Here is a 20,325-nt window from a genome sequence, read left to right as displayed (position 1 = left end):
CGGGACGGGGACCGGGCGGTTGCCGGGGCGCCCGATCCCCGGTCGCCCGGTCGGCGGATCGTCCTCGGTCAGTCCTCGCCGGAGACGCGCATGACCAGGATGGCCATGTCGTCGCGGGCCTGCTCCTCGGCGAACTGTTCGACCGCGCGGTGGATGCGGGTCGCGACTGCGCCCGCAGTCAGGCCCGTGCAGCCGGAGAGCACGTCGGCCAGTCCGTCGTCGCCGAGCATGCGGGTGCCCTCGCGGCGTTCGGTGACCCCGTCGGTGACGCAGACCAGGACGTCGCCCGGGTCCAGGTCCACCGTCTCCAGGACCAGGTCGACCTCGTCCAGCACGCCCAGCAGCGGCTGCGGCGTGGCCACCGAGGTGACCGTGCCGTCCGGGCGCAACCGCAGCGGGAGCGGGTGTCCGGCGGAGACCAGGCTGAGCCGTATTCCGCCGCCCTCGCGATGGGTGATGTGGCCGTGCAGCAGGGTGAGGAACCGGCTGCGTGGCCCCTCCTCCAGGATCGCGGTGTTCAGCCGTTGCAGGACGGCCGGTACCGACAACCCCTCGCGGGTCAGCAGCCGCAGGGCCTGCCGGGCCAGTCCGGTGACTGCGGCGGCCTCGGGACCGGTGCCGCACACGTCACCGATCGCGAAGCCCCACTTGTCGTCGCCGATGGTGAACAGGTCGTAGAAGTCGCCGCCGACCTCGTTGCCCTCGCCGGAGGCCTGGTAGACCACCTCGACGTCGACGCCCGGGACCTTGGGCAACTCGGGCGGCAGCAGGCTGCGCTGGAGCGCCTGGCTGGTCGAGTTGCGCTCGGAGTACAGCCGGGCGTTGTCCATCGCCAGCGCGGCGCGGCGGGACAGGTCCTCGGCCAGTTCCAGGGTGTCCCGGCGGAAGCGGTCGCCGGCCAGGATGCCGAAGGTCAGCATGCCGATACCCCGGCCCCGGGCGACCAGCGGCAGGGTGACCGCCTCGCCGGTGACCAGGTCGGCGTGCCCGCGGACGACCTCCGGGTCCAGATGCCGCAGGCCCAGCCACCGACGCGCGCCGGGGGTGGGCTGGGCGCGCGGCGGCTCGGCCCGGTCCAGCAGCGCGCGCAGGTCGTCGATCCGCATCTCGTCGGCGTGCCACACCACGCTCAGCACCGGCGCGTGCGACTCGCCGGTGTGCACCGCGCACCAGGTGCCGAGCCGGGGCACCACGATCTGGGCGATCATCGCCAGCGTCATTTCCGGGTCGAGGGTGCCCGCGAGCAGGTCGGACGCCTCGGCGAGGAAGGACAGCGAGCCCCGGCGGACCCGTTCCAGCTCGGACAGGCGTGCGCTCTCCACGGTCAACGAGACCCGGTCGGCGGCGCGCTGGAGTCGGGCCGCGTCGTCGTTGTCGAAGCGCGCGGCGGACTCGGAGGCGACGCCGAGCGTGCCGGTCAGCCGCCCCTCGACCTTGAGCGGGACGGTCACCGCCGAGCGCATCCGGGTGTCCTGGAGGATCGGCACCGCGCCGGGGCCGGCCTCCAGGTCCTCGTGCACGGCCGGCATCCGGGCCGAGCCGTAGCGACCCACCGAGGTCTCCACCGGCACCCGGGACAACCGGTGCGCGGCGCCGGCCAGGCCGGTGGTGGCGCGCACCTCCATCTCGCTCTCGTCGTCGGTGGCCAGCAGGACGAACGCGGCGTCCGCGTCGAGCAGGTCGCGAGCACGCTCGACCGCGCGCTGCAACAGGTCCTCCAGACCCAGCCGGCTCAGCCCGTCGATGCCGTCCCACTCGCTGTCCACGGGCACCGCGGCGCCGGTCCTGGCGCGGGCCGCGTCCCGGTTCTCCAGGACGGCGCGGGCCTGTGCGGGCACCAGCAGCGCGACCAGGGCCGGATCGCCGCCCGCGTCGCGCAGCCGTACGTGCGAGGCGAAGACCCGGGAGGCGATGCCGTCGGCGGCGCGGATGTCGTAGCCGCCCTGCCAGCGGGACAGCTCCAGCATCTCGTCCAGGGTCAGCTCGGTGCCGGGCGTCTGCGGCCACGCGACCAGGTCGTTCAGCGACATGCCGACCGCCTCGTGGTCGCTCAGGCCGAACAGCCGGGCCGCCTCGGGGCTCCAGTGCGTCACCTTGCGCGAGGCGTCCGCATGCAGCACGGCGACGCTGATCGGCACCGAGGCGTCGGGCAGCGCATTGGCCGGCAGCAGCGGCCCCGCCGAGAAGGTCGCCGAGACCGGGTCGGGCAGTTCCAGCCGGAACCACACCCGCTTGACGTTCTTGGCGTACTCCACGCCCCACGCGGAGGCCAGCGACGCGGACAGGAACAGGCCGCGCCCGCTCTCGTCGCCGTCGTCGAACCCGGTCACCGGCTCGGGCAACTCGCGGCTGGGGTAGTGGTCGGTGACCTCGATCTGCACGCCGCCGTCGTAGCGCACACAGGAGACCTCGGCCGAGGTGCCGGCGTGCACGATCGCATTGGTGACCAGCTCGCTGGTCAGCAACACGGCGTCGTCCACGACGTCCCCGGCGTCCCAGTCGCTGAGCGTCTTGCGGACGAACGAGCGCGCGGCCGCCACGGACCTGCCCTCGGGTGCGAAGGCAGCGCTCATCCGGGCAGTGATGAGCATGCTCGTTCCCTGATCCATACACTCCCGCATCTGCGACGAACGGCGGCTGCGGTGACGAATCCGGCTCCACAGTCCGGCAGATTCGCACCCTATCGGTTTCGGACGATCGGGCGGACCCCTTCCAAACAGTGACGGATCCGTCACGATTCCGACAGAAGTTCCGGCCGAGCGGGCCTTTCGAGCCCACACTTTCCGGATGACAAGCACCATCCTCCCGGACCGCCTCTGCTCTCAACCCTGTGAGTGAAAGACTGTCGATGGCAAGCGACCGGGCGCACGAGCGGTCGCGGCGAATCGGTCCGGCGGAGGAAATGCGAGATGGCGAAGGCTTCCCCAGGGCAGGCACGGACGACGGCCGCCCGGAGCCGGCACGACGAGCAGGATCTGCGTCGGCTGCTGGCCGCGCTGACCGGCGTGCGTGACGGCAACTTCCGCAAGCGCCTGACGGTCTCCGGCGACGGGATCATGTCCGAGATCGCCGTCGCGTTCAACGACATGGTCGAGCGCAACCAGCACCTCGCCGGCGAGTTGGCCCGGGTCCGCCGGGTGGTCGGTCGGGAGGGCAAGCTCACCGAGCGGCTCGATCCGGGACCGGGCGAGGGCGCCTGGGCGACCAGCATCGACGCGGCCAACGCGCTCGTGGAGGACCTGGTCCGGCCGACCGTCGAGGTCGGCCGGGTGCTGGCCGCGGTCGCCGAGGGCGATCTGTCCCAGCGGATGGACCTGCGGATCGCCGAGCAGCCGCTGCGCGGCGAGTTCCTGCGGATGGGCCGCACCGCCAACGGTCTGGTGGATCAGCTCAGCGCGTTCGCCGACGAGGTCACCCGGGTGGCCCGCGAGGTGGGCACCGAGGGCAAGCTCGGCGGCCAGGCCCGGGTGCGCGGGGTGTCCGGCAGTTGGAAGGACCTCACCGACTCGGTCAACACGATGGCCAGTCGGTTGACCCTCCAGGTGCGCGACATCGCGCTGGTGACCACCGCGGTGGCCAAGGGCGACCTGTCCCGCACGGTCACCGTCGAGGTGGCCGGCGAGATGCTGGAGCTGAAGGAGACCGTCAACACGATGGTCGACCAGCTCTCCGGCTTCGCCCAGGAGGTCACCCGGGTGGCCCGGGAGGTGGGCACCGAGGGCCGCCTCGGCGGGCAGGCCCGGGTCGAGGGCGTCTCGGGCACCTGGAAGGACCTCACCGACTCGGTCAACATCATGGCGGGCAACCTGACCGCCCAGGTGCGCGACATCGCGCAGGTGACCAAGGCGGTCGCCTACGGCGACCTGTCGCAGACCATCACCGTGTCCGCGCGCGGCGAGATGGCCCAGCTCGCCGAGACGATCAACGCGATGACCGGCACGCTGCGTACGTTCGCCTCCGAGGTGACCCGGGTCGCCCGCGAGGTCGGCTTCGAGGGCCGGCTCGGCGGCCAGGCCCAGGTACCCGGCGGCGCGGGCATCTGGAAGGACCTGACCGACTCGGTCAACACCGCCTTCTTCAACCTCACCGCGCAGGTCCGCGACATCGCCGGGGTGACCACCGCGGTGGCCCAGGGCGACCTGTCGCAGAAGATCACCGTGGACGTCTCCGGCGAGATGCTGGAGCTCAAGAACACCGTCAACACCATGGTCGGCCAGCTGAGCGCGTTCGCCTCGGAGGTGACCCGGGTGGCCCGCGAGGTGGGCAGCGAGGGCATCCTCGGCGGTCAGGCGCAGGTGTCCGGGGTGGCCGGCACCTGGAAGGACCTGACCGACTCGGTCAACGTGATGGCCGGCAACCTGACCGGCCAGGTGCGCAACATCGCCCAGGTCTCCACCGCGGTCGCGCGGGGCGACCTGTCGCAGAAGATCACGGTCGACGTCTCCGGCGAGATGCTGGAGCTCAAGAACACCGTCAACACCATGGTGGACCAGCTGTCCGCGTTTGCCTCGGAGGTCACCCGGGTCGCCCGCGAGGTCGGCGGTGAGGGGCGCCTGGGCGGTCAGGCCCGGGTCGTCCCGGGCGTCGCCGGCGTCTGGCTCGACCTGACCGACTCGGTGAACTTCATGGCGGGCAACCTGACCGCCCAGGTCCGCAACATCGCCGAGGTGACCACGGCGGTCGCGCGCGGCGACCTGTCCAAGAAGATCGACGTCGACGCCCGAGGCGAGATCCTCGAGGTCAAGAACACCGTCAACACGATGGTCGACCAGCTCTCCGCGTTCGCCGACGAGGTGACCCGGGTGGCCCGCGAGGTGGGCACCGAGGGCCGACTCGGCGGCCAGGCGCAGGTGTTGGGCGTCGCCGGCGTCTGGCGCGACCTCACCTACTCGGTGAACTCGATGGCCGGAAACCTCACCGAACAGGTGCGCAGTCTGGGTCAGGTCACCACGGCGGTGGCCCGCGGCGACCTGTCGCAGAAGATCACCGTCGACGCGCGCGGCGAGATCCTCGAACTCAAGAACACCGTGAACACGATGGTCGACCAGCTCTCCGGCTTCGCCGACGAGGTGACCCGGGTGGCCCGGGAGGTGGGTACCGAGGGCCGACTCGGCGGCCAAGCCGACGTCAAGGGCGTCTCGGGCACCTGGAAGGACCTGACCGAGTCGGTCAACGTGATGGCCGGCAACCTGACCGGCCAGGTGCGCAGCATCGCCGACGTGACCACGGCGGTGGCCACCGGCGACCTGTCCAAGAAGATCACCGTGGACGCGCGCGGCGAGATCCTGGAGCTGAAGGAGACCGTCAACACGATGGTCGACCAGCTCTCCGCGTTCGCCGACGAGGTGACCCGGGTGGCCCGCGAGGTGGGTACCGAGGGCCGACTCGGCGGCCAGGCGCGGGTGCGCGGGGTGTCCGGCATCTGGAAGGACCTGACCGACAACGTCAACGTCATGGCCAACAACCTGACGTCCCAGGTCCGCAACATCGCCCAGGTGGCCACGGCGGTGGCCGACGGCGACCTGTCGCAGAAGAGCACGGTCGAGGCCAAGGGCGAGATGGCCGGTCTCGCGGGCACGATCAACACGATGGTGGACACGCTCCGGGCGTTCGCCGACGAGGTCACCCGCGTCGCGCGCGAGGTGGGCACCGAGGGCATCCTGGGCGGCCAGGCACACGTTCCCGGGGTCTCGGGCACCTGGAAGGACCTGACCGACAACGTCAACTCGATGGCGGACAACCTCACCGGCCAGGTCCGCAACATCGCCAAGGTGACCACCGCGATCGCGGGCGGCGACCTGTCGCAGAAGATCGACGTGGACGCGCGCGGCGAGATGCTCGAACTCAAGACCACGATCAACACGATGGTCGACCAGTTGTCCGCGTTCGCCGGCGAGGTCACCCGGGTGGCCCGCGAGGTGGGCACCGAGGGCATGCTCGGCGGCCAGGCCGAGGTCGAGGGCGTCTCCGGTACCTGGAAGCAACTCACCGAGAACGTCAACGAGTTGGCCGGCAACCTGACCCGCCAGGTGCGGGCCATCGCCGAGGTGGCAACCGCGGTGACCCGCGGCGACCTGTCCTTGCAGATCGCGGTCGACGCGTCCGGAGAGCTCGACGAGCTCAAGGACAACATCAACCAGATGATCTACAACCTGCGCGAGACCACCCGGGCCAACCGCGAACAGGACTGGCTCAAGACCAACCTGGCCCGGATCTCGGGTCTCATGCAGGGCCGCCGCGACCTGATGGCGGTCGCCGCACTGATCATGAGCGAGCTCACCCCGGTCGTGGACGCCCAGCACGGCGCGTTCTTCCTGGCCGAGCTGACCCAGGAGGATGTGGTCGAGCTGCGGCTGATCGCCTCCTACGGCTACCAGGACGGCGGCGGCGTACCCACCCGCTTCCGGCTCGGCCAGTCGCTGGTCGGTCAGGCCGCGCTGGAGAAGCGCTCGATCCTGATCCTGGACGCGCCGCCCGGCTACATCAAGATCGCCTCCGGCCTGGGCGAGGCGGCCCCGGCGAATGTGATCGTGCTGCCCGTGTTGTTCGAGGACCAGTTGCTCGGCGTGCTCGAACTCGCCTCGTTCCGCCCGTTCACCAAGGTGCACCGCAACTTCCTGGAGCAGCTCAACGAGCAGATCGGCGTCACGGTCAACACGATCATGGCGAACTCGCGCACCGAGATGTTGCTGGCCGAATCACAGCGGCTGACCGAGGAACTCCAGGAACGCTCCGAGGAGCTGCAGCGCCAACAGGGCGAACTGCGGCACTCCAACGCCGAGTTGGAGGACAAGGCGGCGCTGCTGGCCCGGCAGAACCGGGACATCGAGATCAAGAACCGGGAGATCGAACAGGCCCGCCAGGCGCTCGAGGAGCGCGCCGAGCAGCTTGCGCTGTCCTCCAAGTACAAGTCCGAGTTCCTCGCCAACATGTCGCACGAGTTGCGCACGCCGCTGAACAGCCTGCTGATCCTGGCCAAGCTGCTCGCGGACAACGTCGAAGGCAACCTGACCCGCAAGCAGGTCGAGTTCGCCGAGACCATCCACGGCGCCGGATCCGATCTGCTGCAACTGATCAACGACATCCTGGACCTGTCCAAGGTGCAGGCCGGAAAGATGGACGTGCGGCCCGCGCGGATCGCGCTGGCCCAGCTGATGGACTACGTCGAGGCGACCATCCGGCCGCTGACCTCGGAGAAGAACCTCGACTTCACGGTGCACGTCTCGCCCGCGGTGCCCGGCATCCTGTTCACCGACGAGCAGCGCCTGCAGCAGGTGTTGCGCAACCTGCTCTCGAACGCGGTCAAGTTCACCGACTCCGGCTCGGTCGAGGTGTTGATCACACTCACCGACGACATCCCGCTGACCAACACCGAGTTGGACAACGCCGAGCACGCCGTGGCGTTCTCGGTGATCGACACCGGCATCGGCATCGCGGTGGACAAGCTCAAGGTGATCTTCGAGGCCTTCCAGCAGGCCGACGGCACCACCAGCCGCCGCTACGGCGGAACCGGGCTGGGCTTGTCGATCAGCCGGGAGATCGCCTGGCTGCTCGGCGGCGAGATCCACGCCGAGAGCATGCCGGGCCGGGGCAGCACGTTCACCCTCTACCTCCCGCTGGACAGCGTCCTGGTCCCCGGCGACGAGGTCGGCCCGGACCGGCAGAACGAACTGGCGCCGACGCCGTACCGGACCGCACTGCCCCCCGCGGCGCCGTCCACCCCGCTGCTCAGCGACGCCCCGGACCTCCTCACGGACGGCGAACCGGCGGCCGACGACACGGGCGAGCGGGTGCCGCGCCGGGTGCTGGTGGTGGAGACGCCGCAGTCCGACGGCGCCCCGCTGGCCACGGCGCTGGCCGCGATGGACGGGGCGATCGAGTTGAGCACCGCCACGGACGAGGGCGAGGCGGTCCGGCTGCTCGTCGAGGCGCCGCCCGCGTGCCTGGTGGTGGACCTGCGGCTGGCCGACGAGGGCGCCTGGCAGGTGCTGGACGCGGTCGCCTCCCGGACGGAGTTGCAGAACCTGCCGGTCGTGGTGCACGTCCCGCACCGGCCGACCCGCTCCGAGTCGGGCCGGCTGCGCGGCTACCGGCGCCGGATCGTGCTGCTCCAGCGGGTCTCCACCCCGGACGCGCTGACTCGCGCGGTGGTGGCCGCCACCGGCCCGGGCCGCGCCGAGTACGCGACCCCGGCCAAGCCGGTGGTCGAGCCCTTCGAGGGCACGTTCGAGGGCGAGCGGGTGCTGATCGTCGACGACGACGTGCGCAACGTGTTCGCCCTGACCAGCGTGCTGGAGCAGTACGGGCTGAGCGTGCTGTACGCGGAGAACGGTCGCGAGGGCATCGAGGTGCTCCAGGCGCACGACGACATCGCGATCGTGCTGATGGACGTGATGATGCCCGAGATGGACGGTTATGCCACGACCTCGGCGATTCGCCGGATGCCGCAGTACGCGGGTCTGCCGATCATCGCGCTGACCGCGAAGGCGATGAAGGGGGATCAGGAGAAGAGCATCGACTCCGGGGCCTCCGACTACGTCGCCAAGCCGGTCGATACGCGACACTTGTTGGGACTCATCCGGACCTGGCTCGACCACTAGTTCGCTTCCGGGGCTGCGGGCAGCCCATGATGGAACCCGAACGGACCGAGCGACGTTGAAGGGGCGGAGGGGTCGATGCGGTGTTGTCGCGACCGTGGGTCGAGGCGTGGTGACACCATGCGGTCGTCTGTTTCGGAATACCTGTCGAGCCGATCGCCTGGCCACTACCATGACCGGGACGAGCACCACCCGGAACGTGTGCTCGACCGGCGTGGCGTGCGCCGGGGCGATCTCGGCCGAGGCTGTGTCGAGCGAAAGCGTGTCGATCGAGGCTGTGTCATTCAGGGCCGCGTAAACCGAAATCATGCACAAGGACGAGTGGAGCCGACCGATACGCGGGGTCACCCACCGTGTCGGATCGAAGAGGGTGGGCCATGACGGAGAAGGCCAAGATCCTCCTGGTCGATGACCGTCAGGAGAATCTGCTCGCCCTGGAGGCGATCCTGTCCGCGCTGGACCAGACCCTGGTTCGGGCGCACTCGGGCGAGGAAGCCCTCAAGGCGCTGCTCACGGACGAGTTCGCGGTGATTCTGCTCGACGTCCAGATGCCCGGCATGGACGGTTTCGAGACAGCCGCGCACATCAAGCGCCGGGAGAAGACCCGGGACATCCCGATCATCTTCCTGACCGCGATCAACCACGGTCCGCACCACACCTTCCGCGGCTACGCGGCGGGTGCCGTCGACTACATCTCCAAGCCGTTCGACCCGTGGGTGCTGCGGGCCAAGGTCTCCGTGTTCGTGGACCTGTACAAGAAGAACTGCCAACTGCGCGAACAGGCCACGCTGCTGCGCGGGCGACTCGAAGGGGTCGCCGGCGGGGATCGGGCCGGGACGGACGTGATCGCGGAGCTGTCCTCGCGGCTGGCCTCGGTCGAGGAGCAGGCCGACGGCATGGCCAAACAGGTCGAGTCGACCGACGATCCGATCCTGGCCGCCTCGGCGGGCCAACTGCGCCGCCGATTGGCCCGGATGCGCGCCGCGCTCGACGCCCTCGCCCCGGCCGCGGCCGGTCACGGCGGGCCGCCGCTGGTGCCCGCGCCGGACACCGGCGAGGCCGACGACTGACCCTTCGGCTTCGCACGTCGGCCGGGCCGCACGAGGACCCGGCCGACGTGCGCCGAGCAGCGTCCGGAGCCGCCGCGATCACCCCGACGGACCACCGCGGGTCCGACACGCGCGCCCCCGGGCCCGGGACACACGAGGTGGGAAGGGTGCACCGGTAACCTCGGAACATGGCCACACGTGCGTCCGGCGGCGGAGCGCAACCGCGCACGGCCGCAAAGAAGAAGGCTGCCGCCAAGAAGCCCGCTCCGCCTCCGCCGCCCCCGCCGAAACTGCTCGGCGGACTGCCCGCGCTGCTCGGGAGGGGGCTCAAGCGGTTGTGGCTGGGGCTCGCCCACGCATTCGGCTCGGCCGCACGCGGCATCGGTTCCGGTGCGCGCGGCCTCGACCCGGCACACCGCCGGGACGGCCTGGGCCTGGCCCTGCTCGGCCTGGCCATAGTGATCGCCGCAGGCGCCTGGGGCACCATCGACGGCGCGGTCGGCGAAGCGGTCAACGCGGTGGTGGCGGGCCTGGTCGGCCGGCTCGACCTGCTGGTGCCGTTCCTGGTCGGCGCGCTGGGCGTGCGGGTGATGCGCCATCCCGACCAGAAGGACGCCACCGGGCGGATCATGATCGGCTGCACGGCGCTGGTGTGCGGCGTGCTCGGCCTGATCCACGTCGGCTGCGGGACCCCGCAGCCGGGCGACGGCGCGGGCGCGATGCGCGACGCCGGCGGTCTGGTCGGCTGGGCCTTCGCGACGCCGCCCGTGCACTTGGTCACCCGATGGGTCGCGGTGCCGCTGCTGGTGCTGGTGCTCGTGTTCGGTCTGCTCGTGGTGACCGCGACACCGATCAACGCGGCGCCCGAGCGGCTCGCGGTCTTCCTCGGCTTCGTCGAGGGCCCGGAGCCCGAGTTCGTCGACGAGGACGAGCACCCGAGCGGCTTCGCCGGTTTCGACGAGGACGAGGAGCCGCCCGCGCCGGTCCGCAAGGCCCGGCCGCGCCGCCGGCCGAGCCCCGCCGCGAGCGGGCATCCGGATGCCGTCGACGTGGCCGCGGCCGCCGCCGCGGCGTTGGACGCGAACGACGCGGGCCTGGTCGTACCGCCGGCGCGCTCGCGCAAGGCGGCCGCCGCCCGGGTGGTGACCGACCTGCGGGCCCGCGCCGCCGATGCGCCCGCGCACACCCCCGCGCCGCCGCGCAGCGAGCAGTTGAAGCTGTCCGGCGACATCACGTATCACCTGCCCGGCCCCTCGCTGCTCAAGAAGGGTCCGCCGGCCAAGGCCCGCAGCAAGGCCAACGACGACGTGGTCGCCGCGCTGTCCAAGGTGTTCGAACAGTTCAACGTGGACGCGCAGGTCACCGGTTTCTCCCGGGGCCCGACGGTGACCCGCTACGTGATCGAGTTGGGTCCGGCGGTCAAGGTCGAGCGGATCACCGCCCTGGCCAAGAACATCGCGTACGCGGTGGCCAGCGCGGACGTGCGGATCATCAGCCCGATCCCGGGCAAGTCCGCGGTCGGCATCGAGATCCCCAACACCGACCGTGAGATGGTCAGCCTCGGCGACATCCTGGCCTCGGAGACCGCGGCCGGCGACGCGCACCCGATGATCGCCGCGCTCGGCAAGGACGTCGAGGGCAACGACGTGGTGGCCAACCTGGCGAAGATGCCGCACCTGCTGGTCGCGGGCGCCACCGGCGCGGGCAAGTCGAGCTGCATCAACGGGCTGATCACCTCGATCATGATGCGGGCCACGCCCGAGGAGGTGCGGATGGTGCTGGTCGACCCCAAACGGGTCGAACTGACCACCTACGAGGGCATCCCGCACCTGATCACGCCGATCATCACCAACCCGAAGAAGGCGGCCGAGGCGCTCCAGTGGGTCGTGCGCGAGATGGACATGCGCTACGACGACCTGGCCAACTTCGGCTTCCGGCACGTGGACGACTTCAACGTGGCGGTGCGTGCGGGCAAGCTCAAGATGCCGCCGGGCAGCGAGCGCGAGGCGCAGCCGTACCCGTATCTGCTGGTGATCGTGGACGAGTTGGCCGACCTGATGATGGTCGCCCCGCGCGACGTCGAGGACTCCATCGTGCGGATCACCCAGCTCGCCCGCGCGGCGGGCATCCACCTGGTGCTGGCCACCCAGCGGCCCAGCGTCGACGTGGTGACCGGGCTGATCAAGGCCAACGTGCCCTCCCGGCTCGCCTTCGCCACCTCCTCGCTCGCGGACAGCCGGGTCATCCTGGACCAGCCCGGCGCGGAGAAGCTGATCGGCAAGGGCGACGCGCTGTTCCTGCCGATGGGTGCGAGCAAGCCGATCCGGATGCAGGGCGCCTACGTCACCGAGGACGAGATCGAGGCGGTCGCCCGGCACTGCAAGGAGCAACTCCAGCCGGAGTACCGCGAGGAGGTCACCGCCGCGCCGGATCGCAAGAAGCAGGTGGACGAGGACGTCGGCGACGACCTCGACCTGCTCTGCCAGGCGGTCGAACTGGTGGTGTCCACCCAGTTCGGCTCGACCTCGATGCTCCAGCGCAAGCTGCGGGTCGGCTTCGCCAAGGCGGGCCGCCTGATGGACCTGATGGAGAGCCGGAACATCGTGGGACCGAGCGAGGGCTCCAAGGCGCGCGAAGTTTTGATCAAACCGGATGAAATCGAGCAGATTATGGCCACGCTGCGCGGTGAATGATCTGACTTAAGTGATGATTGGTGTCAGTCGTGATGAATGACTCATAAGGGGCGAATCGTGTCGATCGGTCAGAGCCTCGCCGAGGCGCGAGTGCGGTCCGGTCTCACTGTGGAACGGCTCAGTGAGGTCACCCGCATCCGACAGGTCATCATCGAGGGGGTCGAACACGACGACTTCGAACCCTGCGGCGGCGACTTCTACGCCCGCGGTCACATCCGCACCCTGGCCCGCGCGACGGGCCTGGATCCGGAGCCTCTGGTCGCCGAGTACGACCACACGGTCGGCGGGACCAGCACCCCCCGTCCGACCGAGATCTTCGACTCCCCGCGCAAATCGATCGAGTACCGCAGGCCGAACTGGACCCTGGCCATGGGCATCGCCGTGGTCATCGTGTTGATCTTCGCCTTCATCCAACTCGCCGGCGGGCGCGCCGAAGACGACCAGAAGGAGACCGCGTCGCGGGTCACGCCGACCTCGGCCGCCCCTGCGGCACCCGCGCCGCCACCACCGCCGCCGCCCACGGTCGCGCCGGTGGCCAAGCCGCCCGAGTTCCCGGCCGAGGTGGTGGTCACGATCACCGCGGTGGACGGTCGCAGCTGGGTCCGCGCGTTCGACGCCAAGAACAAGCAGATCTTCGAGACGATCCTGGACAAGGGCGAGGCCAAGACGCTCACCGACCCCGAGCAGCTCATGATCCAGGTCGGCAACTCCGGCGCCACCCGGATGACCGTCAACGGCAAGGACATGGGCCCGGCGGGCGAGGAAGGCGCCGTCGTCAAGCACACTTTCGTGCCCGGCGACCCCGTCCCGCAGATGCGGGCGACCGCCTCGGCCACGCCTTCCACCCGCTGACCGACCATCGTGACCTCCCCGGAACCATCGCACGCTTCCCTGCGTCCGGCCCACGCCCGCGTCTGACGTAGGCTTTCCGGCATGTCCGCCCGCGATACCACCAGCCCCGCCGCCCCGGCCGAGAGCCCCTCCGCCCTGCGCACCGTCGCCCTGGTCACCCTCGGCTGCGCCCGCAACGAGGTGGACTCCGAGGAACTCGCCGGCCGGCTGGAGGCCGACGGCTGGTCCCTCGTCGAGGACGCCTCGGACGCCTCCGTCGTCATGGTCAACACCTGCGGTTTCGTCGAGTCGGCCAAGAAGGACTCGATCGACACCGTCCTGGAGGCCGCCGACCTCAAGGGCGACGGCCGCACCCAGGCGGTCGTGGCGGTCGGCTGCCTGGCCGAGCGCTACGGCGACCAGCTCGCGGGCGCGCTGCCCGAGGCGGACGCCGTGCTCGGCTTCGACGACTACGGCGACATCTCCGCCCGCCTGCGCTCGATCCTCGCGGGCGACGCACACACCCCGCACGTCCCGCGCGACCGCCGCGCGCTGTTGCCGATCACCCCGGTCGAGCGCCAGGCCGCCGACGTCGCGGTGCCCGGCCACGGCGCCCCCGAGGACCTCCCGGGGGGCGTCGCCCCCGCCTCCGGGCCGCGCGCGCTGCGCCGCCGGCTCGGTTCGGGCCCGGTCGCCTCGCTCAAGCTCGCCTCCGGCTGCGACCGCCGCTGCTCGTTCTGCGCGATCCCCTCCTTCCGCGGCTCCTTCCTCTCCCGCCGTCCCTCGGACGTGATCGCCGAGGCCCGCTGGCTGGCCGAGCAGGGCGTCCGCGAGATCGTCCTGGTCAGCGAGAACTCCACCTCGTACGGCAAGGACCTGGGCGACCTGCGCCTGCTGGAGACGCTGCTGCCGGAACTGGCCGCCGTCGAGGGCATCGAGCGGGTCCGGGTCAACTACCTCCAGCCCGCCGAGATGCGGCCGACCCTGGTCGACGTGCTCACCGGCACGCCCGGCGTCGCGCCCTACTTCGACCTGTCCTTCCAGCACGCCTCCGAGCCGGTGCTGCGCCGGATGCGCCGGTTCGGCTCGCGCGAGGCGTTCACCGCGCTCCTGGACCAGGCCCGGGCCAAGGCCCCCGAGGCCGGCGCCCGCTCGAACTTCATCGTCGGCTTCCCCGGCGAGACCGAGGAGGACGTCGACGAGCTGGAGCGCTTCCTGATCGCCGCCCGACTGGACGCCATCGGCGTGTTCGGCTACTCGGACGAGGACGGCACCGAGGCGGCCGGCTACGCCGACAAGCTGGACCCGGACGTGGTGGCCGCGCGCGTGGAGCGGATCTCCCGGCTGGCCGAGGAACTGGTCGCGCAGCGCGCCGAGGACCGGATCGGCACCGAGGTGGTCGTGCTGATCGAGGAAGTGGCCGAGGACGGCACCGCCGAGGGCCACGCACACCACCAGGCCCCCGAGACCGACGGCTCGACCACGGTGCTCGGCGAGGGCCTGCGGGTCGGCGATCTGGTCCGGGTCCGGGTCACCGACAGCGAGGGCGCGGACCTGCACGGAGAGGCGATCGACGTGATCGTGCCCGGGGGCGATCGGTGACGGCCGAACCGGCACCGCAGCGCCGGCGTCCGGCCGAGGCCGTTCGCGCCGCCGCCGCCAACCACCCGCCGAAGCCGGACCGCCTCGGCGACCCCACCGACTCGGTGAGCGCCTGGAACGCGGCCAACGCGCTGACCATGATGCGGGTGGCCCTGGTGCCGGTCTTCGTCGTCCTGCTGCTCCAGGACGGCGGCCACGACCCCGCCTGGCGGGCCTGGGCCTGGGCCGCGTTCACCGTCGCCAGCATCAGCGACCTCTTCGACGGCAAGCTGGCCCGGATGCACAACCTGGTCACCGACTTCGGCAAGCTCGTCGATCCGATCGCCGACAAGGCGCTGATGGGCGCCGCGTTGATCAGCTTGTCCGCGCTCGGCGACCTGCCGTGGTGGGTCACCCTCGTGGTGCTCGCCCGCGAGATCGGCATCACCCTGCTGCGCTTCTGGGTGATCCGCCACGGCGTGATCCCGGCCAGCCGGGGCGGCAAGGCGAAGACCATGCTCCAGGGCGTCGCGATCGGCATGTACACACTGGTCATGACCGGCCCGCTGGCCAGCACGCGGGCCTGGGTCATGGCGGCCGCGGTGATCATCACCGTGGTGACCGGCCTGGACTACATCGTCAAGGCCGTACGACTGCGACGCGGCACGCCGGTGCCCGCCGGACAGGTCTGACGTCGGGACGGATCCCGACCACGGGGGGAGAAGGGCCATGCGCGAATTGAAGGTCGAACTGGTCGCGGTGGGGGACGAGTTGCTCGTCGGCGACGTGGTGAACACCAATGCGGTCACCCTCGGCCGCCAGCTCACCGCGGCCGGGCTGCGGGTCACCGGTGTCTCCACCGTGGGCGACGGCCTCGGCGAGATGATCGACGTGCTCGGCCAGGCCGTGCGGCGCGCCGACGCGGTGATCGTCTCCGGCGGCCTCGGCCCCACCTCCGACGACCGCACCCGTGAGGCGATAGCGGCCGTGGCCAAAGTGGCGCTGCGCCGGGATCCGGCGATCGAGGCCTGGCTGCGGCAGCGCTATCAGGGCATGAACCGCACGCTGACCGCGCTCGGCCTCCAGCAGGCGGACGTGCCCGAGGGCGGCCGCTCGTTGCCCAACCCGAACGGCAGCGCCCCGGGCGTGGCGATGCCGATCGGCGACGTGCAGGTCTACGCGGTGCCCGGCCCGCCGCACGAGATGATCGCGATGACCGAGGAGCAGGTGCTGCCCGACCTGCTGCGCCGCGCGGGCGATCCGCCGATCCGGGCCCAGCGCCAACTGCTCACCGCGTCGATCGGCGAGGGCGTGATCGCCGGGATGCTGGAACCGCTGGAGAAGGACCTCGCGGTCGCGGGCGCGGTCGAGGTGGCCTACCTCGCGACCGCGGGCCAGACCCGGGTCAAGCTCACCGCGACCGCCCCCGGCGGCGCCGAGGCGGTCGACGCCGCCGCGCTGCGGGCCCGGGAATTGCTCGGTGGCTGCGTCTACGGCGAGGCGGGCGACACGCTGGCCGGCGTCGTCCTGGCCCTGCTGCGCGAGCGCGACGCCACCGTCGCGGTCGCCGAATCGCTCACCGGCGGCCTGGTCGCCGCCGAACTGACCGCGGTGCCCGGTGCGTCCGCGAGCGTGCGCGGCTCGATCACCGCGTACGCCACCGATCTCAAGAACTCGGTGCTCGGCGTGGACGCCGACCTGCTCGCCGCGGAGGGCGCGGTTCACCCGGACGTGGCGGCCCGGATGGCCGAGGGTGTGCGGCGCGTCATGTCGGGTACGTACGGGGTGGCCACGACGGGGGTCGCCGGTCCGGACCCCCAGGACGGCAAGCCCGTGGGCACCGTACACATCGCGGTGGCCGGACCCGAGGGAACAACCGTGCTGTCGCTGCTGTTCTCGGGCAGTCGGAGCAGGATTCGGGAGATGACCACGGTCCGCGTACTGGACCTGCTCCGGTGCGTCGTGGCGGGCCTGCCGACCGAACAGGACCCGGCGTGTACGGGGTGACCGGGAGTGCCCGCCGGCCGGGGAGAGCACTGCGGTCGGGAATGCGCGGGACAGGCGGAAGGCTGGGCAACGACGTGCTGCGAATCGAGGCGGGAGCGTCCCGCGAACCCCATGGACCCTGGACACCCCCGCCGTCAAGGTTCCACGCCCTGAGTGAACAGGACCGCAAGGCGGGCACACCCGCGCGGTCGGGCAGGTACGGTGGGGCTGTGGTGACCCCCCGAGCCGCCCTAGGAGGGAGCGACCGATGATCCTGCTCCGTCGCCTGCTGGGTGACGTGCTGCGGCGCCAGCGCCAGCGTCAGGGTCGCACCCTGCGCGAGGTTTCGTCCTCAGCCCGGGTATCCCTTGGCTACCTGTCCGAGGTCGAGCGCGGCCAGAAGGAAGCCTCGTCCGAACTGCTCGCCGCGATCTGCGACGCGCTGGACGTGCGCATGTCCGTGCTCATGCGGGAGGTCAGCGACGAGCTGGCTCTCGCCGAGCTGGCCTCGGCCGAGGCGATGCGACCGGTGCTGGAGCCGGTCGGCGCGGGCTTCACGCCGAACGAGCGCGCCGCCGCGGAACGTCAGAACAACGACCGGTCGTCGGGCCCGGCCCCGATCTCCGCCGACAACGCGGTGAGCGTGGTGGTGGCGGCCTGAGGACCACGACCGAGGGTGTGGTTTTTCCCACTCGGGAGTATCGATCGACGGAATCGGGGCATCCGGTGTCGTGTACACCGGGTTCCCCGACCCGGTGGCCGAATCGACACCAACCCCGAGGAGTCGTAGCACCATGGTCGTCGTCAAGAGCCCCCTGTCCGACGAGGCACGCAAGATCACCGGCGAGGCGCTCCAGGGTGCCCTCGTCGACCTGATAGACCTCTCGCTGGTCGCCAAGCAGACGCACTGGAACGTGGTCGGCCCGCGCTTCCGCTCGATCCACCTCCAGTTGGACGAGGTGGTCGCGTCGGCACGCACCTTCGCGGACACCGTCGCCGAGCGCGCCTCGGCGATCGGGTACAACCCCGACGGCCGGGCCGCGAGCATCACCGCGGGCAGCGGCGTACCCCAGCCGGATTCCGGCTGGATCAAGGACGCCGATGTGGTCGGCTACTTCGTCGGCGTCTACGGCGCGGTGATCGAGCGCATGCGCGAGCGGATCGCGGCCACCGAGGAGCCGGACCCGGTCAGCCAGGACCTGTTCATCACGATCGCTGCGGATCTCGAGAAGATGTCGTGGATGTTCCAGGCCGAGAACCAGGCCTGAGCGGCTCGCACCAGCTGTCGCGGCCCCGTCCCCCTCGTGGGAGGCGGGGCCGCGGCGTGGGTGGGCTACCAGGGCATCGCGATGCCGCCGTTGGGGCGCAGGATCTGGCCGGTGACGAACTTGGCGGCGTCCGAGGCGAGGTAGGCGACCGCGTAGGAGATGTCGGTGGGCTCGCCGACGGTGCGCAGCGGGGTCATCCTGGCCATCGGAGCGGCGACGGCGGCCTTGCGCTCCAGGTCCTCGTTGCCGTCCGCGTCGGTCCAGTGCCGGCCGGTCATCCCGGTGACGATCCAGCCCGGCGCGATCGCGTTGACCCGCACGCCGCTGGGGCCGACCTCGGTGGCCAGGGTCTTGGTCAGCTGGACGACGGCGGCCTTGGCCGCGCCGTAGCACAGCAGGCCCGAGGTGGCGGTGTCCACGGCGCCGGAGGCCATGTTGACGATGCTGCCGAAGCCCTGCGCGGACATCACGCGCGCGGCGGCCCGGCAGCCGAAGAAGACGCCCTTGAAGTTGATCGCGAGGACCCGGTCGAGATCGGCCTCCTCGGTCTCGATCACCGTGCTCGAATGCATCACCCCGGCGATGTTGGCGAGTACGTCCAGCCGACCGTGCGCGGCGACCGCGTCGTTGATCAGGGCGTCCACCTGGGCCGCCTTGGAGGTGTCCACGGCGGCGGCGGTCGCGGCGCCGCCGGCGGCCACGATCGCCTTCGCGGTCTCCTGGGCTCCCGTTTCGTGGATGTCCGCGCAGACCACGGTCGCGCCCAGGTCGGCCAGCACCTCGGCGCTGGAGCGGCCGATGCCCGAGGCCGCGCCGGTGACGACGGCGACCCGGCCGGTCAGATCGAGGGCTTCACGAAACACGGTTGGCCTCCCGGCGCTAGGCGTGCACAGCGGGCCGACCGTACGAGCCATCTGACGAACAGTCAATAAAGGTGCCGGGCAAGGAGATCGGTGTCACCGCAGGCCCTCCTGGCGGTGGCACCAGCGGTGGGCGGCGCCGCCGACGGGGAAGATCCCGCCCGCGGCGAGTGCGTCGCACGGGTCGATCTCGACCTGCTTCGGCCGCCGGGCCGACCCGGTGGCGTGGGCGGGTCGGGGCGGGCGGGCCGGGCCGGCCTCGGCGCGCGGGCGCGGGCGGGTGGTCCGCGGCGGATCCGGGTCCGCAGCCGGGTCGGGCGTGGGCGCCTCGGCCTCGTCCGCGGTCGCGGCCCCGGTTTCGGAGTCCGTTTCGGAGTCGGCCGAGCCGCCCGCCATCGCGGTGATCGCCGGTGCGGGCTCCGCCGCGAACGTGGCGGCGGGAGCGGGTGCGGGCGCGGGTACGGCCGGTGTGGCGGGAGCCGCCGCCGCTGCGGGCGGCGGCGCGGGTCGCGGCGTCGGATCCGGCGCCGCCACCCTGGTGCAGCCGACCGCGGCCGACATCAGGACGGGCAACACCAGGGCGGGCACGATCCGGGACCAGGTCATGCCCTGTACGACGAACCGCCCGGGCGTCGGTCACCCGGTGTACTCCCATCGGGTGATGGCTGGCAGCGCGGGCACCAGAACGTCACCCGCGGCGGATCGCCCAGATCGGCCCGCCGGATCGGGCTGCCGCAGCGCGCGCACGGGCGACCGGCGCGACCGTAGACCCAGTGCCGCCGACCCGGCCGGGTGTCGCCCGTGGTGACGTGCCCGACCCGGTCGCGGTTGGCGTACAGCAGGCGCTGCGCCAGCGTCGCCCACGCATGCGGATCGCCGGCCGCGGCCACCGGGGTCCAGGGAGCGACCCCGCGCAGGAAGCACAACTCCGCCCGGTACACGTTGCCGATCCCGGCCAGGTTGCGCTGGTCCAGGAGCGCGTCGCCGATCGGCCGGTCCGGGCGGCGGGCCAGACGGCGGGCGGCCTCGGCCGGATCCCAGTCCGGGCCCAGCAGATCCGGCCCCAGGTGCCCGACCACGGTCGACTCGTCGGCGGTGCGCAGCAGTTCGACCACCGGCATCCGCATTCCGACGGCGGTCTGCGTCGCGTTCGCCAGCACCAACCGGATCGCGTGCCAGGGGCGGGGGAGTGGGCGGGTGCCGGTGGGGTGGATCTCCCACGTGCCGTCCATCCGCAGATGGGTGTGCAGCGTGAGGTCGCCCTCGATCCGGGTCAACAGGTGCTTGCCGCGCGGGACCACCGCCAGGACCGGGCGCCCGGTCAGATCCACGGTCGCCAGCCTGGGCACGCGGAAGTCGGTCACGGTCAGCGCACGGTCCACCAGGGCGGCACGCAGCCGCCGCGCCGCCTGATACACGCTGTCGCCTTCGGGCATCCCACCATTGTCCCGGGTGCCCGG

Annotated in this window: 13 protein-coding genes; 9 read left to right on the top strand and 4 right to left on the bottom strand. The window is 71.5% G+C overall.

What is annotated here, in order from left to right:
• Positions 1 to 68: 68 nt before the first annotated feature.
• Positions 69 to 2,591, bottom strand: coding sequence for a SpoIIE family protein phosphatase (locus ACFZBU_RS08670; RefSeq protein ID WP_391582750.1), 2,523 nt, complete (start codon positions 2,589 to 2,591; stop codon positions 69 to 71).
• A 318-nt stretch (positions 2,592 to 2,909) separates the two neighbouring features.
• On the opposite strand from ACFZBU_RS08670, the gene ACFZBU_RS08665 reads away from it, so the two are divergent.
• The 9 genes from ACFZBU_RS08665 (at position 2,910) to ACFZBU_RS08625 (ending at position 18,005) form a co-directional block, all read left to right on the top strand.
• On the top strand, positions 2,910 to 8,600 hold the full coding sequence (locus ACFZBU_RS08665; RefSeq protein ID WP_391582749.1) for a HAMP domain-containing protein: 5,691 nt from the start codon (positions 2,910 to 2,912) through the stop codon (positions 8,598 to 8,600).
• 374 nt (positions 8,601 to 8,974) lie between these two features.
• Entirely contained in the window at positions 8,975 to 9,667 is a 693-nt protein-coding gene (locus ACFZBU_RS08660) for a two-component system response regulator (protein WP_391582748.1), read from the top strand.
• 167 nt (positions 9,668 to 9,834) lie between these two features.
• Positions 9,835 to 12,339 carry a DNA translocase FtsK gene (locus tag ACFZBU_RS08655; protein WP_391582747.1) on the top strand — a complete coding sequence of 835 codons (2,505 nt, stop codon included), beginning with the start codon at positions 9,835 to 9,837 and terminating at the stop codon, positions 12,337 to 12,339.
• Positions 12,340 to 12,396: 57 nt separating this feature from the next.
• Positions 12,397 to 13,191: a helix-turn-helix domain-containing protein gene (locus tag ACFZBU_RS08650; protein ID WP_391582746.1), complete on the top strand. Its 795-nt coding sequence runs from the start codon at positions 12,397 to 12,399 to the stop codon at positions 13,189 to 13,191.
• 81 nt (positions 13,192 to 13,272) lie between these two features.
• Complete coding sequence (rimO, locus tag ACFZBU_RS08645) at positions 13,273 to 14,772, top strand: 30S ribosomal protein S12 methylthiotransferase RimO (protein ID WP_391582745.1); 1,500 nt, start codon at positions 13,273 to 13,275, stop codon at positions 14,770 to 14,772.
• Positions 14,769 to 15,443, top strand: a complete 675-nt coding sequence (gene pgsA, locus ACFZBU_RS08640) for a CDP-diacylglycerol--glycerol-3-phosphate 3-phosphatidyltransferase (protein ID WP_391582744.1) — start codon at positions 14,769 to 14,771, stop codon at positions 15,441 to 15,443. Before rimO ends, pgsA begins: the two co-directional genes overlap by 4 nt.
• Before the next feature lie 37 nt (positions 15,444 to 15,480).
• Entirely contained in the window at positions 15,481 to 16,758 is a 1,278-nt protein-coding gene (locus ACFZBU_RS08635) for a CinA family nicotinamide mononucleotide deamidase-related protein (RefSeq protein ID WP_391582743.1), read from the top strand.
• A 247-nt stretch (positions 16,759 to 17,005) separates the two neighbouring features.
• A complete protein-coding gene (locus ACFZBU_RS08630; RefSeq protein WP_391582742.1) occupies positions 17,006 to 17,398 on the top strand; it encodes a helix-turn-helix domain-containing protein in 393 nt (130 codons plus the stop codon).
• Positions 17,399 to 17,531: 133 nt separating this feature from the next.
• The gene (locus ACFZBU_RS08625; RefSeq protein ID WP_391582741.1) at positions 17,532 to 18,005 is read left to right on the top strand and encodes a Dps family protein; all 474 of its coding nucleotides are present in this window, start codon (positions 17,532 to 17,534) and stop codon (positions 18,003 to 18,005) included.
• Between the two features lie 65 nt (positions 18,006 to 18,070).
• On the opposite strand, the gene ACFZBU_RS08620 is transcribed toward ACFZBU_RS08625, so the two are convergent.
• From ACFZBU_RS08620 to ACFZBU_RS08610, 3 genes are all read right to left on the bottom strand, one after another.
• Entirely contained in the window at positions 18,071 to 18,868 is a 798-nt protein-coding gene (locus ACFZBU_RS08620; protein ID WP_391582740.1) for an SDR family NAD(P)-dependent oxidoreductase, read from the bottom strand.
• A gap of 93 nt (positions 18,869 to 18,961) precedes the next feature.
• Positions 18,962 to 19,471: a hypothetical protein gene (locus ACFZBU_RS08615; protein ID WP_391582739.1), complete on the bottom strand. Its 510-nt coding sequence runs from the start codon at positions 19,469 to 19,471 to the stop codon at positions 18,962 to 18,964.
• Positions 19,468 to 20,301 (bottom strand): DNA-formamidopyrimidine glycosylase family protein, encoded by an 834-nt coding sequence (locus ACFZBU_RS08610; protein WP_391582738.1) that lies wholly within the window; start codon positions 20,299 to 20,301, stop codon positions 19,468 to 19,470. The genes ACFZBU_RS08615 and ACFZBU_RS08610 overlap by 4 nt, the downstream gene beginning before the upstream one ends.
• Positions 20,302 to 20,325 lie beyond the last annotated feature (24 nt).

Source organism: Embleya sp. NPDC008237, assembly GCF_042956465.1.
Classification (GTDB): domain Bacteria; phylum Actinomycetota; class Actinomycetes; order Streptomycetales; family Streptomycetaceae; genus Embleya.
The sequence above is the reverse complement of the archived record's forward strand: the minus strand, read 5'-3'. Positions and strand labels throughout refer to the sequence as shown.